This window comes from Streptomyces nigra (genome assembly GCF_003074055.1).
GTDB classification, from domain to species: Bacteria; Actinomycetota; Actinomycetes; order Streptomycetales; family Streptomycetaceae; genus Streptomyces; species Streptomyces nigra.
Genome location: NZ_CP029043.1, coordinates 375,779 through 393,941, shown reverse-complemented (window position 1 = coordinate 393,941; position 18,163 = coordinate 375,779). Strand labels below are relative to the sequence as shown.

The window sequence follows — 18,163 nt, the reverse complement described above, 5'->3', positions numbered from 1 at the left end:
GAAGCCCGCATGACGACGATCGACGCGTACCAGGAGCGCTGCGAGCAGTTGTTCACGGCGGGGGGCAACGCGGCCGTGCGGCGTGCCGCCCAGGAGGGCCTGGACGAACTCGGCCCCCACCCCGACCTGTACTGCTGGCTGGCGCTGGGGCACGCCGCCGAGGACGAGGACGACCACGACGACCGCGCGGAGGAGGCCTTCCGGGCCGGGCTCGCGCTCGACGGCGACCACCTCGGGCTCCTGGCCGGGTACGCCGAACTGTGCCTGCGCGCCGACGCCTTCGACCACCCGGGCCGCGCCGCCCGCGCCCGTGTCCTGGCCCGCCGCCTCGACGAGCTGGCGCCGGACTCGGCGGAGGCCGCCCAGGTCGCCGCCGCCGAACGCTGGGAGCGCCGCACTTACTTGGACGAGGTCAGGATGGCGGCGGCGACCGCCGCGGTCGGCCACGCCACCGAGATCCAGGCCCGCACCCTGGAAGCGGACCTGCGGCAGGGCACCGCGGCGCCGGCGGAGGACAGCGTGGACCGCGACGCCATCGTGCGCGCCGCGACCCTGGAGGCGCTGTCCGGTCCCTGGAACGCCCCCGTACGGTTCCTCGGCCGGCACCGCACGGCCGCCTGGACGATCTGCGGCATCCTCTGCGTCCTGACGAACACCGTGCTGCGACAGACCGGAGTCGTCGACTCCTTCAGCCTGTGGGGCGCTCTGTGGGCCGTCCCCCTCCTGATCGTCGACCGCCGTTTCACCGCCGTCCGCAAGGAGGCGGAGGCCCGGCACATCGCCGCCCTCGAGGCCTCGTTCGCCGACCGGCCCTGATCCGGCGCCGGGTCAGATGTCCCGTTCGGGCCAGCCCAGAAGGCGCGCCCCGATCACGGCCGTCTGCAGGGTGTACCGGTGCATGGGGTCGGCCGGGTTGGCGCCGGTCAGCTGGTGGATGCGTTCCAGCCGGTAGGTGAGGGCACGCACGCTCAGCGACAGCCGGCGGGCAGCCTCGGCGGCGGTGCAGCCGGAGTCGAAGTACACCTGGAGGGTGCGTAGCAGCGGCTCGGCGCCGCCGCGGGCGTCGCGCAGCGGCCCCAGCGCGCCGAGCACCAGGTCGGCCATGGCCTGCCGGTCACGGGCAAGGACCGGGTAGACGAGCAGGTCGGCGGCGTGCACCACGGGGTCGTCCAGGCCCAGGCGCGCGGCGAGCTGGAGGCTGTTGAGCGCCTCCTCGTAGGAGTGCACCACGCCGCCCGCGCCGGTCCTGGGCCGGCCGATGGCCACCCGGCTGCCGTCGGTGGCGGCGTGCGCCTGCTTGGCGAAGTGCAGCAGGACGTCACGGTCGTCGCCGGGGGCGATGCACACCAACTGCCCGTTCTTGGTGGCGAGGAGGATGTGCCGGTCACCGAAGCGCGCGATGAGCGCGTTCTCCACGTGCCGGGTCACCGGGTCGGTGTCGTCGTACGCCTCCGGCCCCTCGGCCACGGCCACGGCGTGCGCCCGGGACAGCACCAGGCCGAACCGCTCCGCCCGTTCGGCGAGCCGCCCCAGGTCGCTGCGGCCGTACAGCAGGTCGTCGATGAACTCCCGGCGCGCGGCCTCCTCCTGTCGTACGGCCAGCCGCTGGGCGCGCTCGTAGCCCTCGGCGAAGGCGTCGACCGCCTGCTCGACGGCCGCGAGGACACCGTCCGGGTGGCGTGGGGAGGCGGGCCAGTCCTCCTGGGTCGCCCTGAGGTGGGCCCGCACCAGGGTGCGCAGGGTGTGCCCGTGCTCGGCCGCCTGTTCGCCGAGGGCGCGCCGGGCCTCGATCTCGTCCCGGGTCAGCCGGCGGCCGGTACCGGAGACATCGGTGAGAATCTCCGCGAACCCCGTCAGGTACGGCCTCATGGTCTCCCGCTCGCTCACGCGCCCCCACCCCTCGCCCCCGGTGTGCCACCGCCGGCACGGTGACGGCCGTCGGCATGCAGACCCTAGTGAATTCTGCCGGGAACCGGCAATGCGGAAGGGGTCGGTCCCGCAGCTTCATGGCCCGTGGGGAGCACCACGGATGGTTGCGGCACCAAGGTTCTGCCGGGTTGCGGCAGGACCCCGGCACCGCAACCGATGCTGTGACAGGCCGGGTCAGTGTGGGTGCCGGCGGACCAGCATGATGGTGGCGCCGTCGTGCAGCCGGTGGTGTTCGTGCAGGTTGCGGACGAGCCGGCGCAGGGTCTCCGGGGGGTTGTTGCCGGACGCCATGGTCCGGATCACGCCGTCCGCGAGCCGCTGGTCGCCGAACAGCGAGCCGTCGCTCGTGCGGGCCTCGGTGACGCCGTCGCTGTGGAGCAGGACCCGGTCACCGGGCTGGAGCCGTACGTGGTGCTCGTCCGGTGCCGCCGCCGGGCCGAGTCCCGGGCCGAGAGGGAGATGCGCGGGGAACTCCATGGCCTGCGGCACGACATGGCCGTCGCGGATGAGCAGCGGCGGCGGGTGCCCGCAGTTGATCCAGGTGAACCGGGCCGTGGCAATGTCCAGTCGGGCGATGGCGGCGGTCAGCAGATGGTCGGGGATCCACTCGCTCAGCGTCGTGTCGATGGTGGTGGCGATGTCCAGCGTGCCCCGGCGCGACGGGTGGCACGGGACGCGCCCAGGGCGACCGCGCCGGTGCCGCCGGAGGCCAGGTCGTGCCCCATGGCGTCCAGCAGGGCGAGGTGCAGAACGCCGTCGCCGAGGCTGTGGTCGATGGCGTCGCCGCCGGCGTCGTAGGCCGGTTCGAGGAGCGCGGTGGAGGTGACGTCGTCCGTGCCGATGGTGCGCGGCGGCACGAAGGCCCACAGCAGCTCCGCCTGGGGCGCCATGGTGCGTGAGCGGGTACGGTGCACCAGCAGTTCGTCGTGCGACGACTTGGCCAGCACAAGCAGCGTCGCCAGCCCCGCCGCCAGGGCCGCGCAGGACTCCAGCCGCGCGTCCTCGGAGCAGGGCGCGGTGGCGCGCAGGACACCCCCCCCGGTCCACCCCGTCGATCATCGGCACCCAGGCGTGCAGTCGTCGCGGGAGCGCTGGGTCCGCTGCGTCCGGTAGGCGAGCCCGGCCGTCGAGCCCTCGATCTCTATGGGCTTGCTGGGCTTGCTGGGCTCGGTGGGCTCGATGGGCTCGTTGGAGGAAGGCGCCTTGGGGTCCGGGTGTGCCAGCGGGGTCAGCCGGGCCTGTGGGAGGTCGGCCAGGTACACCTGGGTGCCCGACAGGCCCAGCTTCCGCCCGGCCTCGTCGATGAGCGCCGGGATGTCCGCGGCGGTGACCCGGTTCGCGCTCGCCAGAAGGGCGGACAGGACGGCGGCCTCGTTCGTCACAGCCCCTCCGTCTCCGTCCGGTCCGCGTCCCGTGCGGCGTCCGCGCCGCCGGGTGCGCCGGGCCGCCCACGCGCGTCCGTGCCATCTCATGGTCCTCACCGGGGGCCGTCCATGAAGCCCGGGGTGCGACGGGTTCCGGCGGTCGGTCCGGGCGTCCTCGCCTTGCTCCGAACGGGGGACTTCGATGGTGTTACAGGTGTAAATCGTTCCCTGTGGGGCACTTGGGGTTCAGCTCGGTGCGATCGGCGCCGGGCTCCGGTGTGTGGTGCCGGCATCCAGCCTGTTCGTCGCGGTGACCCCGACGGGTGCGGGCTGCGTGCCCACAGAGGGGACTTGCCATGATCCTGCCGTCCGAGAAGGACCTGCGTGCCGCACTGGCGCGCTTCGCCGAAGTGCGCTTCGCGCACGACGTGCACCCCACAGCTCACAGCGCCGGCGCCCTCGAGGACGCCACGTACACGCTCTGCGTCATGGTCGGAACCCGCACGGTCGCCGAGGCGCTGGCGGCGGCGGACGTGCTCCTCCAGCGGTACGGCGCCGACCGGAAGGCCGCGGCGATCCAGGAGGACAAGACCCTGGCCGCCTGACGGGCGGGCCTCCGCACCGCATGACCACGGGCACGGCGCCGCGCGCGCCGTGCCCGCTGGTCGTTCAGGGTTCCGTAGCCGGCCGGGAATGACCGGGGACCGCCCGGCGTTCCACCGCACGGCCGAGGGGCCGAGCGCCACCGCCCCCTCGGGGGCCGGGAATGAAACCCCGGACCCGATGGTTGAACCGCATGTCTGACATGTTCGAGTCAATCGGTTCGGTGATCGGTCGCGATCGGCCCATGTGCAGACGGAAAGGAAGCACCCCATGGCACGCAGCACCGCACGTCCCGTCGTGAAGCTGAGGTCGACGGCCGGCACCGGCGTCACGTACGTGACCCGCAAGAACCGACTCAACGACCCCGACCGGCTGGTCCTGCGCAAGTACGACCCGGTCGCCGGCGCGCACGTCCCGTTCCGCGAGGAGCGCTGACCCCGCGTCCCACCACACCATGACAGGCCCCGGCGAAAGGACATCCCATGAGGCCCGGCATCCATCCCGACTCCCGTCCCGTCGTCTTCCGTGACCGCGCGTCGGGGCAGTCCTTCCTCATCCGTTCCACCCTCGACTCCGCACGGACGATCGAGTGGGAGGACGGCCACACCTACCCGCTGGTGGACGTCGAGATCTCGTCGGCCAGCCACCCGTTCCACACCGGCACCTCGCGCGTCCTGGACACGGCCGGACGCGTCGAGCGGTTCGAGCGGCGCTACGGCCGTACCGCCGCCGCCCGCTGACGACCCGAGGATGACCCGCTGACGAGGGACACACCGGTCCGTCGACCCGAGAGGAGACCGCGATGAAGGTGCGCAAGTCACTGCGCTCGCTGAAGGCCAGGCCCGGCGCCCAGGGGGTGCGCCGACGCGGCGTGACGTTCGTGATCAACAAGAAGGAGCCGCGCTTCAAGGCCCGCCAGGGCTGACCCAGGCGCCTCCCGGCACACGACATCGGCCCGGCATCCGCGCGCACGCGGATGCCGGGCCGTGTCGCTGATGGGCGGGGTCCTCGCACCCGCCCGTCAGAACTTGGGTGCCGGCGCCTGGCTCTCGACCATCTCGGCGGCCTCACGGGCCGTCGCGACCGACGGAGGGGAGCCCGCGAGCGGCTGGCGCGCCGTCTCCTTCGTGAACGCCACGGCGATCACACCGACCAGCGCCGCGCCCATCGCGTAGTAGGCGGGCATCAGATCGCTGCCCGTCGCGGAGATCAGCGCCGTGATGACCAGCGGGGTGGTGCCGCCGAACAGGGACGCGGAGAGGTTGTAGCCGACGGACAGGGAGCCGTAGCGGACCTGCGTCGGGAACAGCGCGGGCAGCGTCGCCGACATGGTGCCCAGCAGGCACACGAGCGACAGGCCCAGCATCAGCATGCCCGCCGCCACGGCGACCAGGCTGCCCTGCCGGACCAGCAGGAACGACGGCAGGGACAGCACCAGGAAGCCGAGCATCCCCGCCATCAGCAGCGGCTTTCGGCCCACCCGGTCGCTGAGCCTGCCCACCTGGTTGATGACCAGCATCAGGACCACCATGGTCGCGATCAGGACGAGCAGACCGTGCGTCTCGGAGTAGCCCATCTCGTCCGACAGATACGTCGGCATGTACGACAGCAGCATGTAGTCGGTGATGTTGTAGGCACCGACCAGGCAGATGCAGAGGATCAGCGTCGGCCAGTACTCGCGGAAGATCTTCCTCAGGTCGCCGGTGGCCGTCGTCTCCACCGAGGAGGCGGCCTCGGATGCGCGGTGCATCGACTCGTCCTCGAGCTTCTGGAACGCGGGCGTCTCGTCCAGCTTCAGCCGCAGATAGAGCCCGACAAGCCCGATTGGCCCGGCCACCAGGAACGGCACCCGCCAGCCCCAGGACTCCATCCCGGAGGTGCCCAGCGCCGACGTCAGGATCGTGACCAGCCCGGCGGCGCCCACGTACCCGGCGAGCGTCCCCATCTCCAGGAAGCTGCCGAAGAAACCACGCCGCTTGTCCGGCGCGTACTCGGCGATGAACGTGGACGCGCCGCCGTACTCACCGCCGGTGGAGAAGCCCTGCACCAGCCGGAAGAAGATCAGCAGGACCGGCGCCCAGAAGCCGATCGTGGCGTACGACGGGATCAGGCCGATGGCGAAGGTGCCGATCGCCATCAGGATCATCGTGAAGGCCAGGACCTTCTTGCGCCCGATCTTGTCGCCCATCGGCCCGAAGACCATGCCGCCGATCGGACGGACCAGGAACGACACCGCGAAGGTCGCGAACGACGACAGCAGCTGCACGGTGTCGTTGCCGGACGGGAAGAAGACATGGCCGAGCGTGACCGCGAGATAGCTGTAGATCCCGAAGTCGAACCACTCCATGGCGTTGCCGAGGGATGCGGCCTTGACCGCCCGTTTCACCGCCGCCTCGTCCGTGACCGTGATGTCCGTACGCCGAAGCGGTGGGTTCCGGCGCCGCTTCACCGCCCTGAAGAGCGTGCGGTGACGCCGGACGGCCCCCGGATCGGTATCGGCCTCGACCAGGTCCGAGTCGCTGACCGCCATGAGGGGTCCTTTCTGCCGAGCGCTGATGTGCAGACCATCGCCTGCTCACCCCCGCCGCTCGCAAACGCCGCGACCGTCCGATGTCGTCGCCGTCACGTGGGCACCCGGCCGGGTGCCCCGTCGGCCCCGCCCCCTCTCCCGCCTCCGCATCCGCCCCGCCGGTCACCCGAACGGAAGCGGACGGACGCGGACGGAAGCGTGAGCCGACGCGGCGCGCGGTCAGGTCCGCGCGCCGCGGTCCGCGTCGCTGTCGTGGCGGAGCCGGTCCGCGTGGCTGGTGAGGTCGTCGATCCGGGTGGCGAGCCGGGGGTGGTGGTCGCGCAGATGCGGCTCGGTGTCCGTGAGGGGCGCCAGCAGCAGCGCGGCGTCGTCGTCGGCCAGGGCGTTGGCGAGCCGCCGCAGCGGGGCGAGAGCGGCCTCCGGCAGATCGGGTAGGGCGGCGATCTGACCGGCGAGGCTGCGCAGCTCACCGGCGTTGCTGCGGGCCCAAGCGGTCACCTTGCGGTCGGCGGCGCGCCGGTCGCGCGTGGCCTTGACGCGCTCCTCCCGGGTGCTGCCCTCGCCGCCAGGACGTCCGCGCAGATAGCGCCGCTCGGCGGCCTGGCGGCTGGCGACCCCCAGCGGACTGGCGAGATCCGCCCAGCTGGCGCCGGCCTCGCGGGCCGCCTCGATCAGGCCCGGTTCCCACTGGGCCAGCTGGTGGCGCACGTCCCGCAGCAGCACCAGGACGGCCAGCGCCTGCTCCGGGGCGGGCGGGGCGTCGTCCGCGTCGCCCGCCGGGGCGGTCCGCGCCGCGCTCACCGCCTCCGTCATGGCGCGCAGTGCCGTCTCCGCCGCCAGGAAGGACGCCGGGGCGCCATCGGCGGACCGCTCGTCGGGCGTCGACACGGCCTTCCTCCTTCGATCGGGTCCTTCGATCGGGTCCTTCGTCGGTCGTCATCGTTCTGATGACATCGCACTTGTCATCGTTTCGATGACATGGTACGACAGAGTCAGGTGAAGCGCATTGGCAGCAGTACTGCCCGACGCACAGGAGGTGTTTTGCCGATGTTGATGCGCACCGACCCCTTCCGTGAGCTGGACCGGATCGCCGAGCAGTTCCTCGGGACGTCCGGGACCTGGTCGCGCCCGGCGGCGATGCCGATGGACGCCCACCGTGAAGGCGATGTCTATGTGATCGAGCTGGACATCCCCGGTGTGAGCCCGGACGCGATCGACATCGACGTCGAGAAGAACATGCTGACGGTCCAGGCCGAGCGCCGGCCGAGCACCTCGGACCACGTCCGGATGGAGCTGTCCGAGCGGCCGCTGGGCGTCTTCTCGCGCCGTGTGATGCTGGCCGACACGCTCGACACCGAGAACATCGAGGCCGAGTACGACGCCGGGGTGCTGACCCTGCGCATCCCGATCGCGGAGCGCGCCAAGCCGCGCAAGATCGTCGTCGGCGAGTCGTCGCGGCGCCAGGAGCTGTCCGCCTGATCCCGGCCTGCCGACACCGCGCGGCCCCGCGGTCCCGGCACGGACGACGCGGGGCCGCGGCGTGGCAGGCCGCACCTCGGCGCACACCTGTGCTCGGGAGCGGCGGGCCGGTCCGCCGGCCCCCTCCACGGCCCGGACGCGCCTGCGCCCACCCACGCGGACGTCTCCCGTCCGGCGCCCGGAGCGCCTGAAGTGCCCGGTGTGCTCGGACCGCCCGAACTGCGCGCCCGGCACCGTCCGTACGACTCCGTACCCTCCGTACGACTACGACTCTGCGTCCCAGCCCCGCCCCGCGACGTCCACGCGGGGATCTCCACCCACGAGCGGAGCCCGCCCGCACCCGGCGCCGGCCGCGCGGACGACGTGACCCCGGCCCCGCGGGCCCGAAGGCTCCCCCCACACGAAAGGCACGCCACCTGTCATGACCGCGCAGCTCCACGACCGCCGTGACGCCGCGATGACCTACGACGCCCTGCTGGAGAAGGTGCGCTACGAAGGCGCCTACCCCACGCGGGAACGGGCTCAGGAGGTGACGCTCCAGGTCCTCGCCGCGCTCGGCCGCCAGCTCACCGGCGACGAACGCGTCGAGCTGGCCGCCCGGCTGCCGCTGCCGGCCGCCCTGGAGTTCACCGGACAGGTGCCCGCCACCCGGCAGTCGACCGGCTGGGGCTTCGTGAAGGACCTGGCGCGCCGGACCGGCACCAGCCCCGCGGTCGCCCGCTGGAACACCGGCACCGTCTTCAACGTCATCGGCCACCTGGCCGGCCCCGATCTGGTCGACCGGATCCTCGACCGGCTTCCCGAGGGCTACGCCCTGCTGTTCGGACGCCCCGAGCTCCGGCCGCGCCGGCGCCCCGAACCGCAGGCCGCCTGACCCGCGCCGGGCGGATGTCCGAACGGTCCGAACGGGAGGAGGGCCCCGACGTGGCAGCCCGACAGACGGCACACGGCCCGTGGGGGACCCGACAGACGGCGCACGGCCCGTGGGGGAAGGGCCTTCGGACCCCCCGAAATCGTCAAGGTGTTCCATTTATGGAGGGCGGCAGGATAGGGTCATTCCGAACGATCTTGTACGGAGGTGTGTCGGGATGGACGACACTGCGCCCGCCCGCCGGGGCCGCCCCCCGGGTCCCCGCACCCCCGCGGGGGAGTTGACGAACCGCCAGGCGGCCATCGTCCGCTTCATCACCGAGACGGTCGAGCGGCAGGGCTACCCACCGTCCATGCGGGAGATCGGCCAGGCCGTCTCCCTCGCCAGCACCTCCTCCGTCGCCCACCAGCTGATGGCGCTCGAACGCAAGGGCGTCCTCTATCGCGACCCGCACCGGCCGCGCGCCTACCAGGTACGGCCCTCCTGGGCCCCCGACCTCGGCACCACCGGCACCGCCCCGGTCGAGGTGCCCCTGGTGGGCCGTATCGCAGCCGGTGCGCCCCTGCTCGCCGCGGAGATGATCGAGGACGTCTACACCCTGCCCCGCCAAGTGGTGGGCGACGGCGACCTGTTCGCCCTCACGGTGTCCGGCGACAGCATGATCGAGGCCGCGATCTGCGACGGCGACATAGTGACCGTCAAGCGGCAGGACAGCGCCGACCAGGGCGACATCGTCGTCGCCCTCCTCGACGACGAGGCCACCGTCAAGGTGCTGCGGCGACAGGACGGGCGGGTGTGGCTCATGCCGCGCAACCCCGCGTACGACCCGATCCCGGGCGACGACGCCCGCATCCTCGGCAAGGTGGTGGGCGTCCTGCGCCTGCTCTGACACCTGTGCGGGTCCTGCTGATGTCGCTCCGGGGCCTGCTCGGGCACCCCCGCCGACCTGCGGAAACAGCGGCCGACCTCCTATTCGTGGTATAAATGAAGTTCGGCCTTCTTGGCCACCGGTCGGTTGTTGGGGAAACAGCAGCCTCGCCAGGCACGTGCCCCAGTCCACCATCTACCCGACCGCAGCATCTCGTCCGATGCCCGGTGCTCCGCACCCCGGACGACCCCGCGAGCCCTGCGCCGCTGTCCCCGACGACGAGCGCGCCCCAGGGTCCAGGTCGCATCATCCTGTGCCACGCTGCACGGTGGGGAGAGGAGCGACCATGAACGACACCGGCGGAGAAGTCCTAACCGGCTCCGCACCCGCGCCGCCCCCGCCCACCCGCTCGCTGTCCGAACTGGAGCGGCTGGCCCTTCTGGCCGACACCACGGCCCAGCTCATCTCCAACCACGACGTCGACGTGTCCCTGCGCCGGGTGGTCCAACTGGTCCTGCCGCGGCTCGCCGACTGGGCCGTCATCGACCTGATCACCGACAAGGGCGACGTGGCCCGGCACCTGGTCGTCCAGGCCGGACCGAACGGCCTCTCCCTGCGTGAGGACCTGCAGGGCCCCATGCCCCCCGTCTCCGCGGCCTCACCCATGCCGCTCTCCCGGGCCCTGCGCGGCGTGGCCTCCAACCTCGCCGGACCCGAGACCTACCAGGGCGTGCCCGACACCGGCATCGCCGTCGAGCAGCGCCGGCTGTTCCGGGTGGCCGGCATCAAGACCGCCGCCATAGCGCCCATCCGCGGCCCGCACGAGGTCCTGGGCGCCATCACCCTCGGCCGCTCCGACCGGCCCCAGGGCTTCACCACCGCCGACCTCTCCCTGCTCCGGGACATAGGGCGGCGCATCGGACTCGCCCTGGAGAACGCCCGCCACTTCCAGCGCCAGCGCCAGGTCGCCGAGACCATGCAGCGCTATCTGCTGCCCCAACTGCCGCGTCTGCCGGGCGTGGAGATGACCGCGCGCTATCTCTCGGCCCCCGACGCCTCCTATGTCGGCGGCGACTGGTACGACGCCTTCCCGCTGCCCTTCGGGGACACGGCCCTGGTCATCGGCGACGTCGTCGGCCACGACCTGGATGCGGCCGCCGGCATGGCCCAACTGCGCAACATGCTCCGCGCGTTCACCTGGTCCCAGGACCGGCCCACCCACCACACGATCCAGCACCTCAACGAGGCCATGACCCGGATCACCGACGTCCGGATGACGACGATGATCCTCGCCCGGCTGGCCCTCGACGCCGCCGGCACCTGGACGCTGCGCTGGAGCAGCGCCGGCCACCCGCCACCCCTCCTCGTCGGCCGCGACGGCCTGACCCGCTTCCTCACCGAGGCCAACGGCATGCTCCTCGGCATGCCGGCCCCGTCACCGCGGCCGAGAACCGAGGCCCGGCTGACCCTCCCCGCACAGTCCACCCTCGTGCTCTACACCGACGGCCTCGTCGAGTCCCGCCGACAGCCGCTGGACGACGGCTTGGAATCCCTGCGCAGGCACGCCGCCTCACTGGTCCACCGCGACGTGGACGACTTCGCCGACCAGCTGCTGCAACGCGTCCGGCCCCACGACAACGACGACGACGTCGCCCTGCTCGTCCTGCGTCTGCCGTCCTGACCGACGGCCGCCCGTCCTGGCAGGTTGGCGTAATGGAACGAGTACTCGGCATCGGCGGCCACTTCCTGCGCGCCGATGACCCGGCCGCCCTGACCGCCTGGTCCCGCGACCGCCTGGGCCTGGACGCCGACGACAACGGCCTCTGGCAGCAGGAACCGGCCCGACGGTGTTCGCCACGTTCGACTCCAGGACCGACTCCTTCGGCTCCCGCTCCCAGGGCACCATGCTCGACTTCCGCGTCCGCGACCTCGACGCCATGCTGGACCACCTGCGCGCCAGAGGCGCCGCCGTGGCCGAGGAGACCCAGGACATGGACGGCGTCGGCCGCTTCGGCCGGGTCACCGACCCCGAGGGCAACCGCATCGAACTCTGGCAGCCGGCCCAGCCCCCGAACGCCTGATACCCGGCGGGTATCACAGACGCCGAAACAGGTCTTGGACGCGGCTCCGCCTCCGGACGGAGGCTGGTCGTCGTAGCCACCCGGCACGGCGTACCACGACTGGAGCCAGAACCATGAAGACCTTCGTCACCGGCGGATCCGGATACATCGGCAAGGCCACGATCAGCGCGCTCGTCCGCCACGGGCACACCGTGGAGGCGCTGGCCCGCACCGACCGCTCCGCCGACACCGTCCACGCCCTCGGCGCCACCCCCGTCCGCGGCGGACTGGGCGACCTCGACGTGCTGAACCGCGCCGCAGCCCGGGCCGAGGCCGTCATCCACCTCGCCCAGGCCACGACCGGCGCCGAGGACCTCGCCGCCGCCACCGCCCTGCAGGACGGCATCGGTGGTGGTGCGTACCTCCACACCGGCGGCACCTGGGTGTACGGCGACACCGACGGCGTCGCCGACGAGACCGCCGCCTGGAACCCGCCGTCCATCGTCGCCTGGCGCAAGCCCGTCGAGGAGGCCGTCCTCGCCCGCGCCCGGCAGGGCGGCCGCCCCGTCGTCATCAGGCCCGGACTCCTGTACGGCGGCGAGAACCGCCTGATCGACCTGTTCTACGGCACCCCCGGCAAGGAGACCGGAGCCGTCCCCTGCATCGGCGACGGCGGCAACCACTGGCCGCTCGTCCACATCGACGACGTCGCCGAGCTGTACGTCGCCGCGCTGCGGGCCGAACCGGGCGCCGAGTACCTGGGGGTCGGCGGCATCGACCCCACCGCGAAGGACTGCGCCCTGGCCGTCGCACACGCCGTCGGCCTCGACGGCAAGACCGTCTCGCTCACCCTGGACGAGGCCCGCGCCCAGATGGGCCCCATCGCGGACGCCTTCGCCCTGGACCAGCAGTTCACCCCCGCGCGGGCCGAGACGGAGCTCGGCTGGGTCCCGGCCCACACCGACCCGCTGTCCGTCCTCGCCGGACGGTGACCCGGGTGCCGGGGAGGCGGCGCCCAGGATCCGGTACGACCGGGCGAAACGGTAGATTCGTGACCGACCGTCCGAAGGGAGGGTGAGCCGCGTGGATCTCGACCTGCGCAAGCTGCGGTACTTCGTGGCCGTGGCCGAGGAACTGCACTACGGGCGGGCCGCCGAGCGGCTGCACATCGCCCAGCCCGTGCTGTCCCGGCAGATCCGCAGCCTGGAGGACGACCTGGGCGCCGAGGTCTTCGACCGGAGCCGGCGCGGCACGCGGCTCACCCCCGCGGGCCGCCAGCTCCTGGAGGACGCCGTCCCCCTGCTCGCCTCCGCCGAGGCCCTGCTCCGGCGTGTCACCACGGCGGCCCGCGACACCCCGTCCCTCACCGTCGGCTTCATGCCCGGCATCACCGTCACCCCCGCCACGACGGCCTTCGCCGAACGGCACCCCGGGGTGAACGTCCGCCTGCTGCGCACCAGTTGGGCCAGCCAGGTGGAGGTGCTGCGCGACGGCCGCGCGGACATCGGCCTGGTCCGGCTGCCCGTCGACCGGCAGGGCCTCGAAGTACGGCCGCTGTTCCAGGAGCCCCGCGTCGTCATGCTGCCGCAGGGCCACCCCCTGGCCGGCCGCGCCTCGGTCCCCGTCGCCGACCTGGCCGCCGAACACCTGCTCCAGGACCCCGACGCCGTACCCGAGTGGCGGGACGTGGCGCTGGAGCTGCGCGACGGTCCCCGCCCGGAGGTGTCGGTCATCCACCAGGTCGAGGAGAAGCTGGAGTTGGTGGCGTCCGGCGCGGGTATCTGCGTCCTGCCGCTGTCCACCGCCGGCTTCTACACCCGGCCCGACGTCGTCCCCGTACCGGTGCGGGACATCGGGCCCAGTGAGGTGGCGCTCGCCTGGCCGGCCACCCGCCGCTCCCGCCTCGTCCACGACTTCGCCGAAGCCGTGGCGGGGACGATGGGTGCGACGGAGGAGGTGGGTGCGCCCGGCGATCGTGACCGACCCGGTGCGTCCCGGTGAGCGCGGGCGGGCGGGCCTCACGACCGGCCTGAGGCCGGCTCCCGCTCCCGGTCGTCCTGGTCGCGGTCCCCGGACACCGGGTCCGGTGCCGCCGCACGCGGCGCCTTGACCATCGAGCAAGGGTGATTTCGCGCCCGTCGATCTCCGGCCAGGGCGACGACGGACGGGTGGTCCGTCATGCTGGGTAGGTCGGCACCTCCCAGGCGACAAGGAGCGGACATGTCCACGGACACGGTCGGACGATTCCTCGCGGCCTTGGACCCGGAGCACCGCCAAGCGGTCGGCGACAGGTCACGCCAGGAACAGGAGCGCCTCGCGGCGGCATGGGAGAGGGAGCTGGAGTTCGACGACGAGCTCGACACCCTGGACGAGCTCTCCCCACCCGCGGCGGAGGCGGAGGCGGCCCAGCGCGTGCTGCAGCGCGAGGGGCGGTAGGCGGACCTGAGCACCTGCGGGTCGCCGTCCGGCTCCACCGGATCGGTGTCCGGCAAGTGGGATCACCTTCGAGATCACGAGCGCCGCCGGCACCCCGAGGTCGGCGGCGTTCGCGACGTACGCCTCGTAGGCATGGCGCCGAGCCGCACGCGAAGTGGGGTGGCGTGCGGCTCGGCTGCTGGAGGTCGTGCCGGTCAGGGCTGGAGGGGCAGAGACCGGCAGTTGGAGGTGGCCGGGGTGCCGGAGAGGCGGTCCTTCAGCCAGTCGATGGCGTCGCCCTGGTCGAGGAGCAGGGGGGCCAGGTGGTTGGTGAGCAGTCCGTCGCCGAGGTTGGGCAGCCGTATCGGCTTGTAGGTGACGTCGGCGCCCTTCGCGCACCAGTCGGCGGCGAGTCGGCGTGCCTGGGCGTGCGGGACGATGTCGTCCTTCACGCCGGTCGCGAGGCGCACGGGGGCGGTGGGGGTGTGGCGGCCGATGCGCTGGTCGTCCAGGACCCGCTGGAGCAGGGGCTCGGCCTTCACGATGTCGTTGAGGGACTTGCCGCTGGTGGTCCACGAGGTGCTCTTGCGGAAGCCGTAGCCGAGGATGGCGTCCCCGACGCAGGCCGTGGACAGGTCGGTCAGCGCCTTCCGGCCGGCGGCGTTGAGGTGGGCGTCGGCGATGGCCCGCAGTTCGGGCGCGTTCTGCAGGAAGCCGTTGATCGACCAGCCGAGGGCACCGGCCAGTGCGCTGCCGTCGATGCCCTTGGTGACCTCGACGAGGTCGGCGGGCGGCGCTCCCGCGTAGGCGCCGGCCAGGACGACGTCGGGGGCGTAGCTGGGCTGGAGTTCGGCGGCGGAGGCGCTGGCGCCGCCTCCCTGGCTGTAGCCGTACAGACCGACGGGGGAGTCCTCGGTGACGGAGGACTGGGGGAGGGCGCGGGCCGCGCGGACGGCGTCGAGCAGGGCGTGGCCGCCCTCGACGCGGCTGACGTAGGTGTGCAACCGGTCGGTGGCGCCGAGTCCGACGTAGTCGGTGACGACGACGGCGACACCGGTGGCGAGCAGCCGGTGGACCGCGATGTCCTCGTAACCCACCGACAGGGTCTGCCCGTTGAAGGTGATCGGCTTCTCCAGGCCGAGGGACGCGGCGCACTGGTCGCCCTGGCCCATCGTGCCGGGTGCCAGGGCGACCACGGGACGCGGGCCGCCGCCCTTCCAGCGGGCCGAGGGCTCGATGTAGGCGCCGGTGACCGCGACGGGCCGGCCGTTGGCGTCGGTCGACTTGTACATCAGGCGGGTCGCGGTGCCGGGGAGCCGGCGGCCGCCGAGTCCGGGCAGGCTGAGGGCCAGGCGCAGCGGCTCGCTGCGGACGATCGCCCCGTCGGCGGCGGGCAGGGTGGCGGGTGGCTGGTAGAAGGCCGGGATGGTCACGCCCCGCGAGACGACGGGGCCCGATTCCGTGGCCGCGGCGGGCACGGCCTGGGCGGCGAGGCAGGCGGCGACGGCCAGCGCGCACAGCATGCTTCGGGCTCCGGGCGTGTGACGTGCGGGGGTGTGTGCGGCCGGGGGCTCGAGGGCGTGGGCGGGTCCGGCGTGCGTCATGCGGCTCACTCCTTGCTTCGTCGAAAGGCGCGGGGCCTCGGCCTCGTAAGGCGCGTGGGGAGTACGACGAGGGAACCGGCTCGCGGATTCAAGGGACTTACTCGCGAGTCAGCTACTGGAGAGTAGGAGCGCCTGTCACTCAGTGACAAGACGTCTGCATGTGTCAGTCGCCGGGGCGCCACTATGCTGCGGTGATCGGTGACGCAGCGAGATGGGGCGGCGACAGTGGGCGAGGCATCCGGAACCGTGACCGCGATGAGCGATCCGGGGGTCGCGCCACCGCTGGCCGAACGGCGCAGGACCGCCCTCCGGCTGGAGACGGCCCGGGCCGCCGTGCGGCTGTTCGCCAGCCAGGGGGTGACCGGCACGACCGGCGAACAGATAGCCCAGTGCGTGGGCATATCGGCCCGCACCCTGTGGCGTCACTTCCCCACCAAGGAGAGCTGCGTACGCCCGCTGCTGACCGCAGGCCTCGACGCCGCCACGGACCAGCTACGCCACTGGCCGCCCCAGGTGCCGCTGCTGGACTACCTCACCGACTCCTGCCGGCGGGGGACCCTTCCCTCCGTCGACCCGGCCGTCCTGGACCTCATCCGCATGACCGTCGACGAACCGGCGCTGCGGGCCGTCTGGTTGCAGGCCCACGACGACGCCCTGCCCGTCATCGCCGGGCTCCTCGCCGCCCGGGCCGGCACGAGCGCCGACCGGCTCCAGGTGAAGGTGCACGCCAGCATGGTCAACGGGGCCCTCCGGATCGCGGCGGAGGACTTCGCCGCGAAATGCGCCAACGGCGGTGAGGCCACGGCCGACGCGCTCGCCGCCTGCCTGCACGCGGCCCTCCGCACGGTCACCGACGGGCTCCCGTACTAGAGCGCGGCAACCCGTGTGTGAAAAGGCCGGAAGATCCCACGGCTCCGGCCTGAACGGAACCGGCCCCCCGGCCGTATTCTTACCCGATCGGAGGAGGGTCCGGCGTGACCCCCCGGTCTTCATCGGTGTGGGCACAGGTCGCGCGGACGGCGGCCACGGGGGAACGGGGAACGACCATGACGGCGGCGACCAACGAGATCCGGACAGGCATCCTTCCACCGGTGGCCGTGGCCCGCCGGGTGATGTGGGCGTTCGTCCTCGTCAACGTCGTGATCGTCGAGTCGCTGTTCATCGCCTCCGGCTCCGGAAAGAACGACGTGCTCACCGTCGCCAAGTTCTTCGGACTGCACGCCGCCCTGCTGATGTTCTGCCAACTGCTCCTCGTGGCCCGCCTCCCCTGGCTGGACCGCCGGATCGGCATGGACCGCCTCACCGTCTGGCACCGCTGGGTCGGCTTCACCCTGCTGTGGACCGTCCTCACCCACGCCACCCTCGTCGTCCTCGGCTTCGCCACCCTCGACGACACCTCCATGGCCAAGACGTTCGTCGCGCTCAGCGGCGTCCCGGCCTCCCTGCTCGGCATGCTCGCCGCGGCCGTCATCCTCGTGATCGCCGTCGTCTCCACCCGGCCCCTGCGTCGCCGCCTGCCGTACGAGGTCTGGCACGGACTGCACCTCACGCTGTACGTCGCCCTCGGCCTGGCGTTCGTGCACCAGCTGCAGGAGACGACGACCTTCACCTCCTCCGCGTTCGCCACCGCCTACTGGTGGATCATGTGGCTGTTCGCCTTCGGCGCGCTGCTGACCGGACGCCTCGTCCTGCCGCTGTGGCGCAACGCCTACCACCGCTTCACCGTGTCGGCCGTCGTCCCCGAGTCCGACAACGTCGTGTCCGTCTACGTCACCGGCCGCCACCTCGACAGACTCCCCGCCCGCGCCGGTCAGTTCTGCATCTGGCGGTTCCCGGGACACCACAACTGGTGGCTCGCCAACCCCTTCTCCCTCTCCGCCGCCCCCGACGGACGCGGACTGCGCCTCACCGCCAAGGCGGTCGGCACCACCAGCGCCGGACTGCGCAACATCCCCGTCGGCAGCCGCGCCTTCGTCGAGGGCCCCTACGGCGCCTTCACCTCGCTGCACCGCACCCGGCCCGGCGCCCTGCTGATCGCCGGCGGCGTGGGCATCACACCGGTGCGGTCCATGCTGGAGGAGTCGACGACCGGTGATGTCGTCGTGCTGTACAGGGTGCGCAGCGAGGCCGACGCCGTCCTCCTGCCCGAGGTGCGCCAGTTGGTGGAGCAGCGCGGTGGACGACTGCACCTCCTCACAGGCCGCACCGGCGAGTCCGCGGCCCCGCCGTTCGGCGCGCAGAGCCTGCACCACCTGGTGCCGGACGTCCTCGAGCGCGACGTGTACGTCTGCGGACCGCCGGCCATGACGACCGCCGTCCTGGCCGGCCTGCGGGAGCTGCGGGTCCCCGCCCACCAGGTGCACGCCGAGAAGTTCGGTCTGGCCTGACCGGAAGCCCGCCCGGCAGACGAAAAACGGGTGGAACACGCGGCACCGGATCA

Annotated in this window: 21 protein-coding genes and 1 pseudogene; 15 read left to right on the top strand and 7 right to left on the bottom strand. The window is 72.6% G+C overall.

The features are described 5' to 3' along the window. Window positions 1–9 precede the first annotated feature (9 nt). On the top strand, window positions 10–816 hold the full coding sequence (locus DC008_RS01880; RefSeq protein ID WP_108705391.1) for a hypothetical protein: 807 nt from the start codon (window positions 10–12) through the stop codon (window positions 814–816). A 12-nt stretch (window positions 817–828) separates the two neighbouring features. Here DC008_RS01880 and DC008_RS01875 read toward each other — a convergent pair whose 3' ends face one another. The 4 genes from DC008_RS01875 to DC008_RS35335 all read right to left on the bottom strand — a co-directional run bounded on the left by DC008_RS01875 (window position 829) and on the right by DC008_RS35335 (window position 3,311). Then, window positions 829–1,869, bottom strand: a complete 1,041-nt coding sequence (locus tag DC008_RS01875; protein WP_108710520.1) for a PucR family transcriptional regulator — start codon at window positions 1,867–1,869, stop codon at window positions 829–831. Between the two features lie 234 nt (window positions 1,870–2,103). Beyond that, complete coding sequence (locus DC008_RS35845; RefSeq protein WP_235071652.1) at window positions 2,104–2,517, bottom strand: PP2C family protein-serine/threonine phosphatase; 414 nt, start codon at window positions 2,515–2,517, stop codon at window positions 2,104–2,106. Between the two features lie 23 nt (window positions 2,518–2,540). Further along, a complete protein-coding gene (locus DC008_RS35840) occupies window positions 2,541–2,876 on the bottom strand; it encodes a hypothetical protein (protein ID WP_244221525.1) in 336 nt (111 codons plus the stop codon). Window positions 2,877–2,984: 108 nt separating this feature from the next. Next, window positions 2,985–3,311: a hypothetical protein gene (locus DC008_RS35335; protein ID WP_164492246.1), complete on the bottom strand. Its 327-nt coding sequence runs from the start codon at window positions 3,309–3,311 to the stop codon at window positions 2,985–2,987. Window positions 3,312–3,649: 338 nt separating this feature from the next. On the opposite strand from DC008_RS35335, the gene DC008_RS01865 reads away from it, so the two are divergent. The 4 genes from DC008_RS01865 to DC008_RS01850 all read left to right on the top strand — a co-directional run bounded on the left by DC008_RS01865 (window position 3,650) and on the right by DC008_RS01850 (window position 4,821). Beyond that, window positions 3,650–3,898, top strand: coding sequence for a DUF5133 domain-containing protein (locus DC008_RS01865; protein ID WP_055619859.1), 249 nt, complete (start codon window positions 3,650–3,652; stop codon window positions 3,896–3,898). A gap of 268 nt (window positions 3,899–4,166) precedes the next feature. Next, window positions 4,167–4,331, top strand: coding sequence for a 50S ribosomal protein L33 (gene rpmG, locus DC008_RS01860; protein WP_055619860.1), 165 nt, complete (start codon window positions 4,167–4,169; stop codon window positions 4,329–4,331). Window positions 4,332–4,378: 47 nt separating this feature from the next. Next, window positions 4,379–4,636: a type B 50S ribosomal protein L31 gene (locus DC008_RS01855; RefSeq protein WP_055619861.1), complete on the top strand. Its 258-nt coding sequence runs from the start codon at window positions 4,379–4,381 to the stop codon at window positions 4,634–4,636. A 62-nt stretch (window positions 4,637–4,698) separates the two neighbouring features. After that, window positions 4,699–4,821, top strand: a complete 123-nt coding sequence (locus DC008_RS01850; protein ID WP_108705390.1) for a ribosomal protein bL36 — start codon at window positions 4,699–4,701, stop codon at window positions 4,819–4,821. 96 nt (window positions 4,822–4,917) lie between these two features. On the opposite strand, the gene proP is transcribed toward DC008_RS01850, so the two are convergent. Both proP and DC008_RS01840 read right to left on the bottom strand, forming a co-directional pair. Further along, window positions 4,918–6,426, bottom strand: coding sequence for a glycine betaine/L-proline transporter ProP (gene proP / locus DC008_RS01845; protein ID WP_108705389.1), 1,509 nt, complete (start codon window positions 6,424–6,426; stop codon window positions 4,918–4,920). 219 nt (window positions 6,427–6,645) lie between these two features. Then, entirely contained in the window at window positions 6,646–7,314 is a 669-nt protein-coding gene (locus DC008_RS01840; RefSeq protein WP_108705388.1) for a type III effector protein, read from the bottom strand. Between the two features lie 159 nt (window positions 7,315–7,473). Between DC008_RS01840 and DC008_RS01835 the strand changes: the two genes are divergently transcribed. The 8 genes and pseudogenes from DC008_RS01835 to DC008_RS01800 all read left to right on the top strand — a co-directional run bounded on the left by DC008_RS01835 (window position 7,474) and on the right by DC008_RS01800 (window position 14,140). After that, complete coding sequence (locus DC008_RS01835; protein WP_108705387.1) at window positions 7,474–7,905, top strand: Hsp20/alpha crystallin family protein; 432 nt, start codon at window positions 7,474–7,476, stop codon at window positions 7,903–7,905. 421 nt (window positions 7,906–8,326) lie between these two features. Then, window positions 8,327–8,779, top strand: coding sequence for a DUF2267 domain-containing protein (locus DC008_RS01830; RefSeq protein ID WP_244221320.1), 453 nt, complete (start codon window positions 8,327–8,329; stop codon window positions 8,777–8,779). 214 nt (window positions 8,780–8,993) lie between these two features. Continuing rightward, window positions 8,994–9,665 (top strand): transcriptional repressor LexA, encoded by a 672-nt coding sequence (gene lexA / locus DC008_RS01825; RefSeq protein WP_108705386.1) that lies wholly within the window; start codon window positions 8,994–8,996, stop codon window positions 9,663–9,665. Between the two features lie 325 nt (window positions 9,666–9,990). Continuing rightward, entirely contained in the window at window positions 9,991–11,325 is a 1,335-nt protein-coding gene (locus DC008_RS01820; protein ID WP_108705385.1) for a PP2C family protein-serine/threonine phosphatase, read from the top strand. A gap of 32 nt (window positions 11,326–11,357) precedes the next feature. Next, window positions 11,358–11,725: pseudogene (locus DC008_RS36315) on the top strand (VOC family protein). Between the two features lie 113 nt (window positions 11,726–11,838). Continuing rightward, the gene (locus DC008_RS01810) at window positions 11,839–12,696 is read left to right on the top strand and encodes an NAD-dependent epimerase/dehydratase family protein (protein ID WP_108705384.1); all 858 of its coding nucleotides are present in this window, start codon (window positions 11,839–11,841) and stop codon (window positions 12,694–12,696) included. Between the two features lie 91 nt (window positions 12,697–12,787). Beyond that, complete coding sequence (locus tag DC008_RS01805) at window positions 12,788–13,705, top strand: LysR family transcriptional regulator (protein WP_108705383.1); 918 nt, start codon at window positions 12,788–12,790, stop codon at window positions 13,703–13,705. Between the two features lie 219 nt (window positions 13,706–13,924). Continuing rightward, complete coding sequence (locus tag DC008_RS01800) at window positions 13,925–14,140, top strand: hypothetical protein (RefSeq protein WP_108705382.1); 216 nt, start codon at window positions 13,925–13,927, stop codon at window positions 14,138–14,140. Between the two features lie 194 nt (window positions 14,141–14,334). On the opposite strand, the gene DC008_RS01795 is transcribed toward DC008_RS01800, so the two are convergent. Continuing rightward, on the bottom strand, window positions 14,335–15,642 hold the full coding sequence (locus tag DC008_RS01795) for a lipase family protein (RefSeq protein ID WP_244221477.1): 1,308 nt from the start codon (window positions 15,640–15,642) through the stop codon (window positions 14,335–14,337). Between the two features lie 336 nt (window positions 15,643–15,978). Between DC008_RS01795 and DC008_RS01790 the strand changes: the two genes are divergently transcribed. Then, window positions 15,979–16,593, top strand: coding sequence for a TetR/AcrR family transcriptional regulator (locus DC008_RS01790; RefSeq protein WP_108705380.1), 615 nt, complete (start codon window positions 15,979–15,981; stop codon window positions 16,591–16,593). Window positions 16,594–16,835: 242 nt separating this feature from the next. Continuing rightward, a complete protein-coding gene (locus DC008_RS01785; protein ID WP_374207342.1) occupies window positions 16,836–18,110 on the top strand; it encodes a ferredoxin reductase family protein in 1,275 nt (424 codons plus the stop codon). Window positions 18,111–18,163 lie beyond the last annotated feature (53 nt).

Excerpts from the sequence above, each read along its gene's own strand:
- rpmG (WP_055619860.1), top strand. The coding sequence starts at position 4,167 with ATGGCACGCAGCACCGCACGTCCCGTCGTGAAGCTGAGGTCGACGGCC.
- DC008_RS01800 (WP_108705382.1), top strand. The coding sequence starts at position 13,925 with ATGTCCACGGACACGGTCGGACGATTCCTCGCGGCCTTGGACCCGGAG.
- DC008_RS01830 (WP_244221320.1), top strand. The coding sequence starts at position 8,327 with ATGACCGCGCAGCTCCACGACCGCCGTGACGCCGCGATGACCTACGAC.
- DC008_RS01865 (WP_055619859.1), top strand. The coding sequence starts at position 3,650 with ATGATCCTGCCGTCCGAGAAGGACCTGCGTGCCGCACTGGCGCGCTTC.
- DC008_RS01880 (WP_108705391.1), top strand. The coding sequence starts at position 10 with ATGACGACGATCGACGCGTACCAGGAGCGCTGCGAGCAGTTGTTCACG.
- DC008_RS01795 (WP_244221477.1), bottom strand. The coding sequence starts at position 15,642 with ATGCTGTGCGCGCTGGCCGTCGCCGCCTGCCTCGCCGCCCAGGCCGTG.
- DC008_RS01855 (WP_055619861.1), top strand. The coding sequence starts at position 4,379 with ATGAGGCCCGGCATCCATCCCGACTCCCGTCCCGTCGTCTTCCGTGAC.
- DC008_RS01785 (WP_374207342.1), top strand. The coding sequence starts at position 16,836 with ATGTGGGCGTTCGTCCTCGTCAACGTCGTGATCGTCGAGTCGCTGTTC.
- DC008_RS01875 (WP_108710520.1), bottom strand. The coding sequence starts at position 1,869 with ATGAGGCCGTACCTGACGGGGTTCGCGGAGATTCTCACCGATGTCTCC.
- DC008_RS01810 (WP_108705384.1), top strand. The coding sequence starts at position 11,839 with ATGAAGACCTTCGTCACCGGCGGATCCGGATACATCGGCAAGGCCACG.
- proP (WP_108705389.1), bottom strand. The coding sequence starts at position 6,426 with ATGGCGGTCAGCGACTCGGACCTGGTCGAGGCCGATACCGATCCGGGG.
- DC008_RS01790 (WP_108705380.1), top strand. The coding sequence starts at position 15,979 with ATGAGCGATCCGGGGGTCGCGCCACCGCTGGCCGAACGGCGCAGGACC.
- DC008_RS01820 (WP_108705385.1), top strand. The coding sequence starts at position 9,991 with ATGAACGACACCGGCGGAGAAGTCCTAACCGGCTCCGCACCCGCGCCG.
- DC008_RS01850 (WP_108705390.1), top strand. The coding sequence starts at position 4,699 with ATGAAGGTGCGCAAGTCACTGCGCTCGCTGAAGGCCAGGCCCGGCGCC.
- DC008_RS01835 (WP_108705387.1), top strand. The coding sequence starts at position 7,474 with ATGTTGATGCGCACCGACCCCTTCCGTGAGCTGGACCGGATCGCCGAG.
- lexA (WP_108705386.1), top strand. The coding sequence starts at position 8,994 with ATGGACGACACTGCGCCCGCCCGCCGGGGCCGCCCCCCGGGTCCCCGC.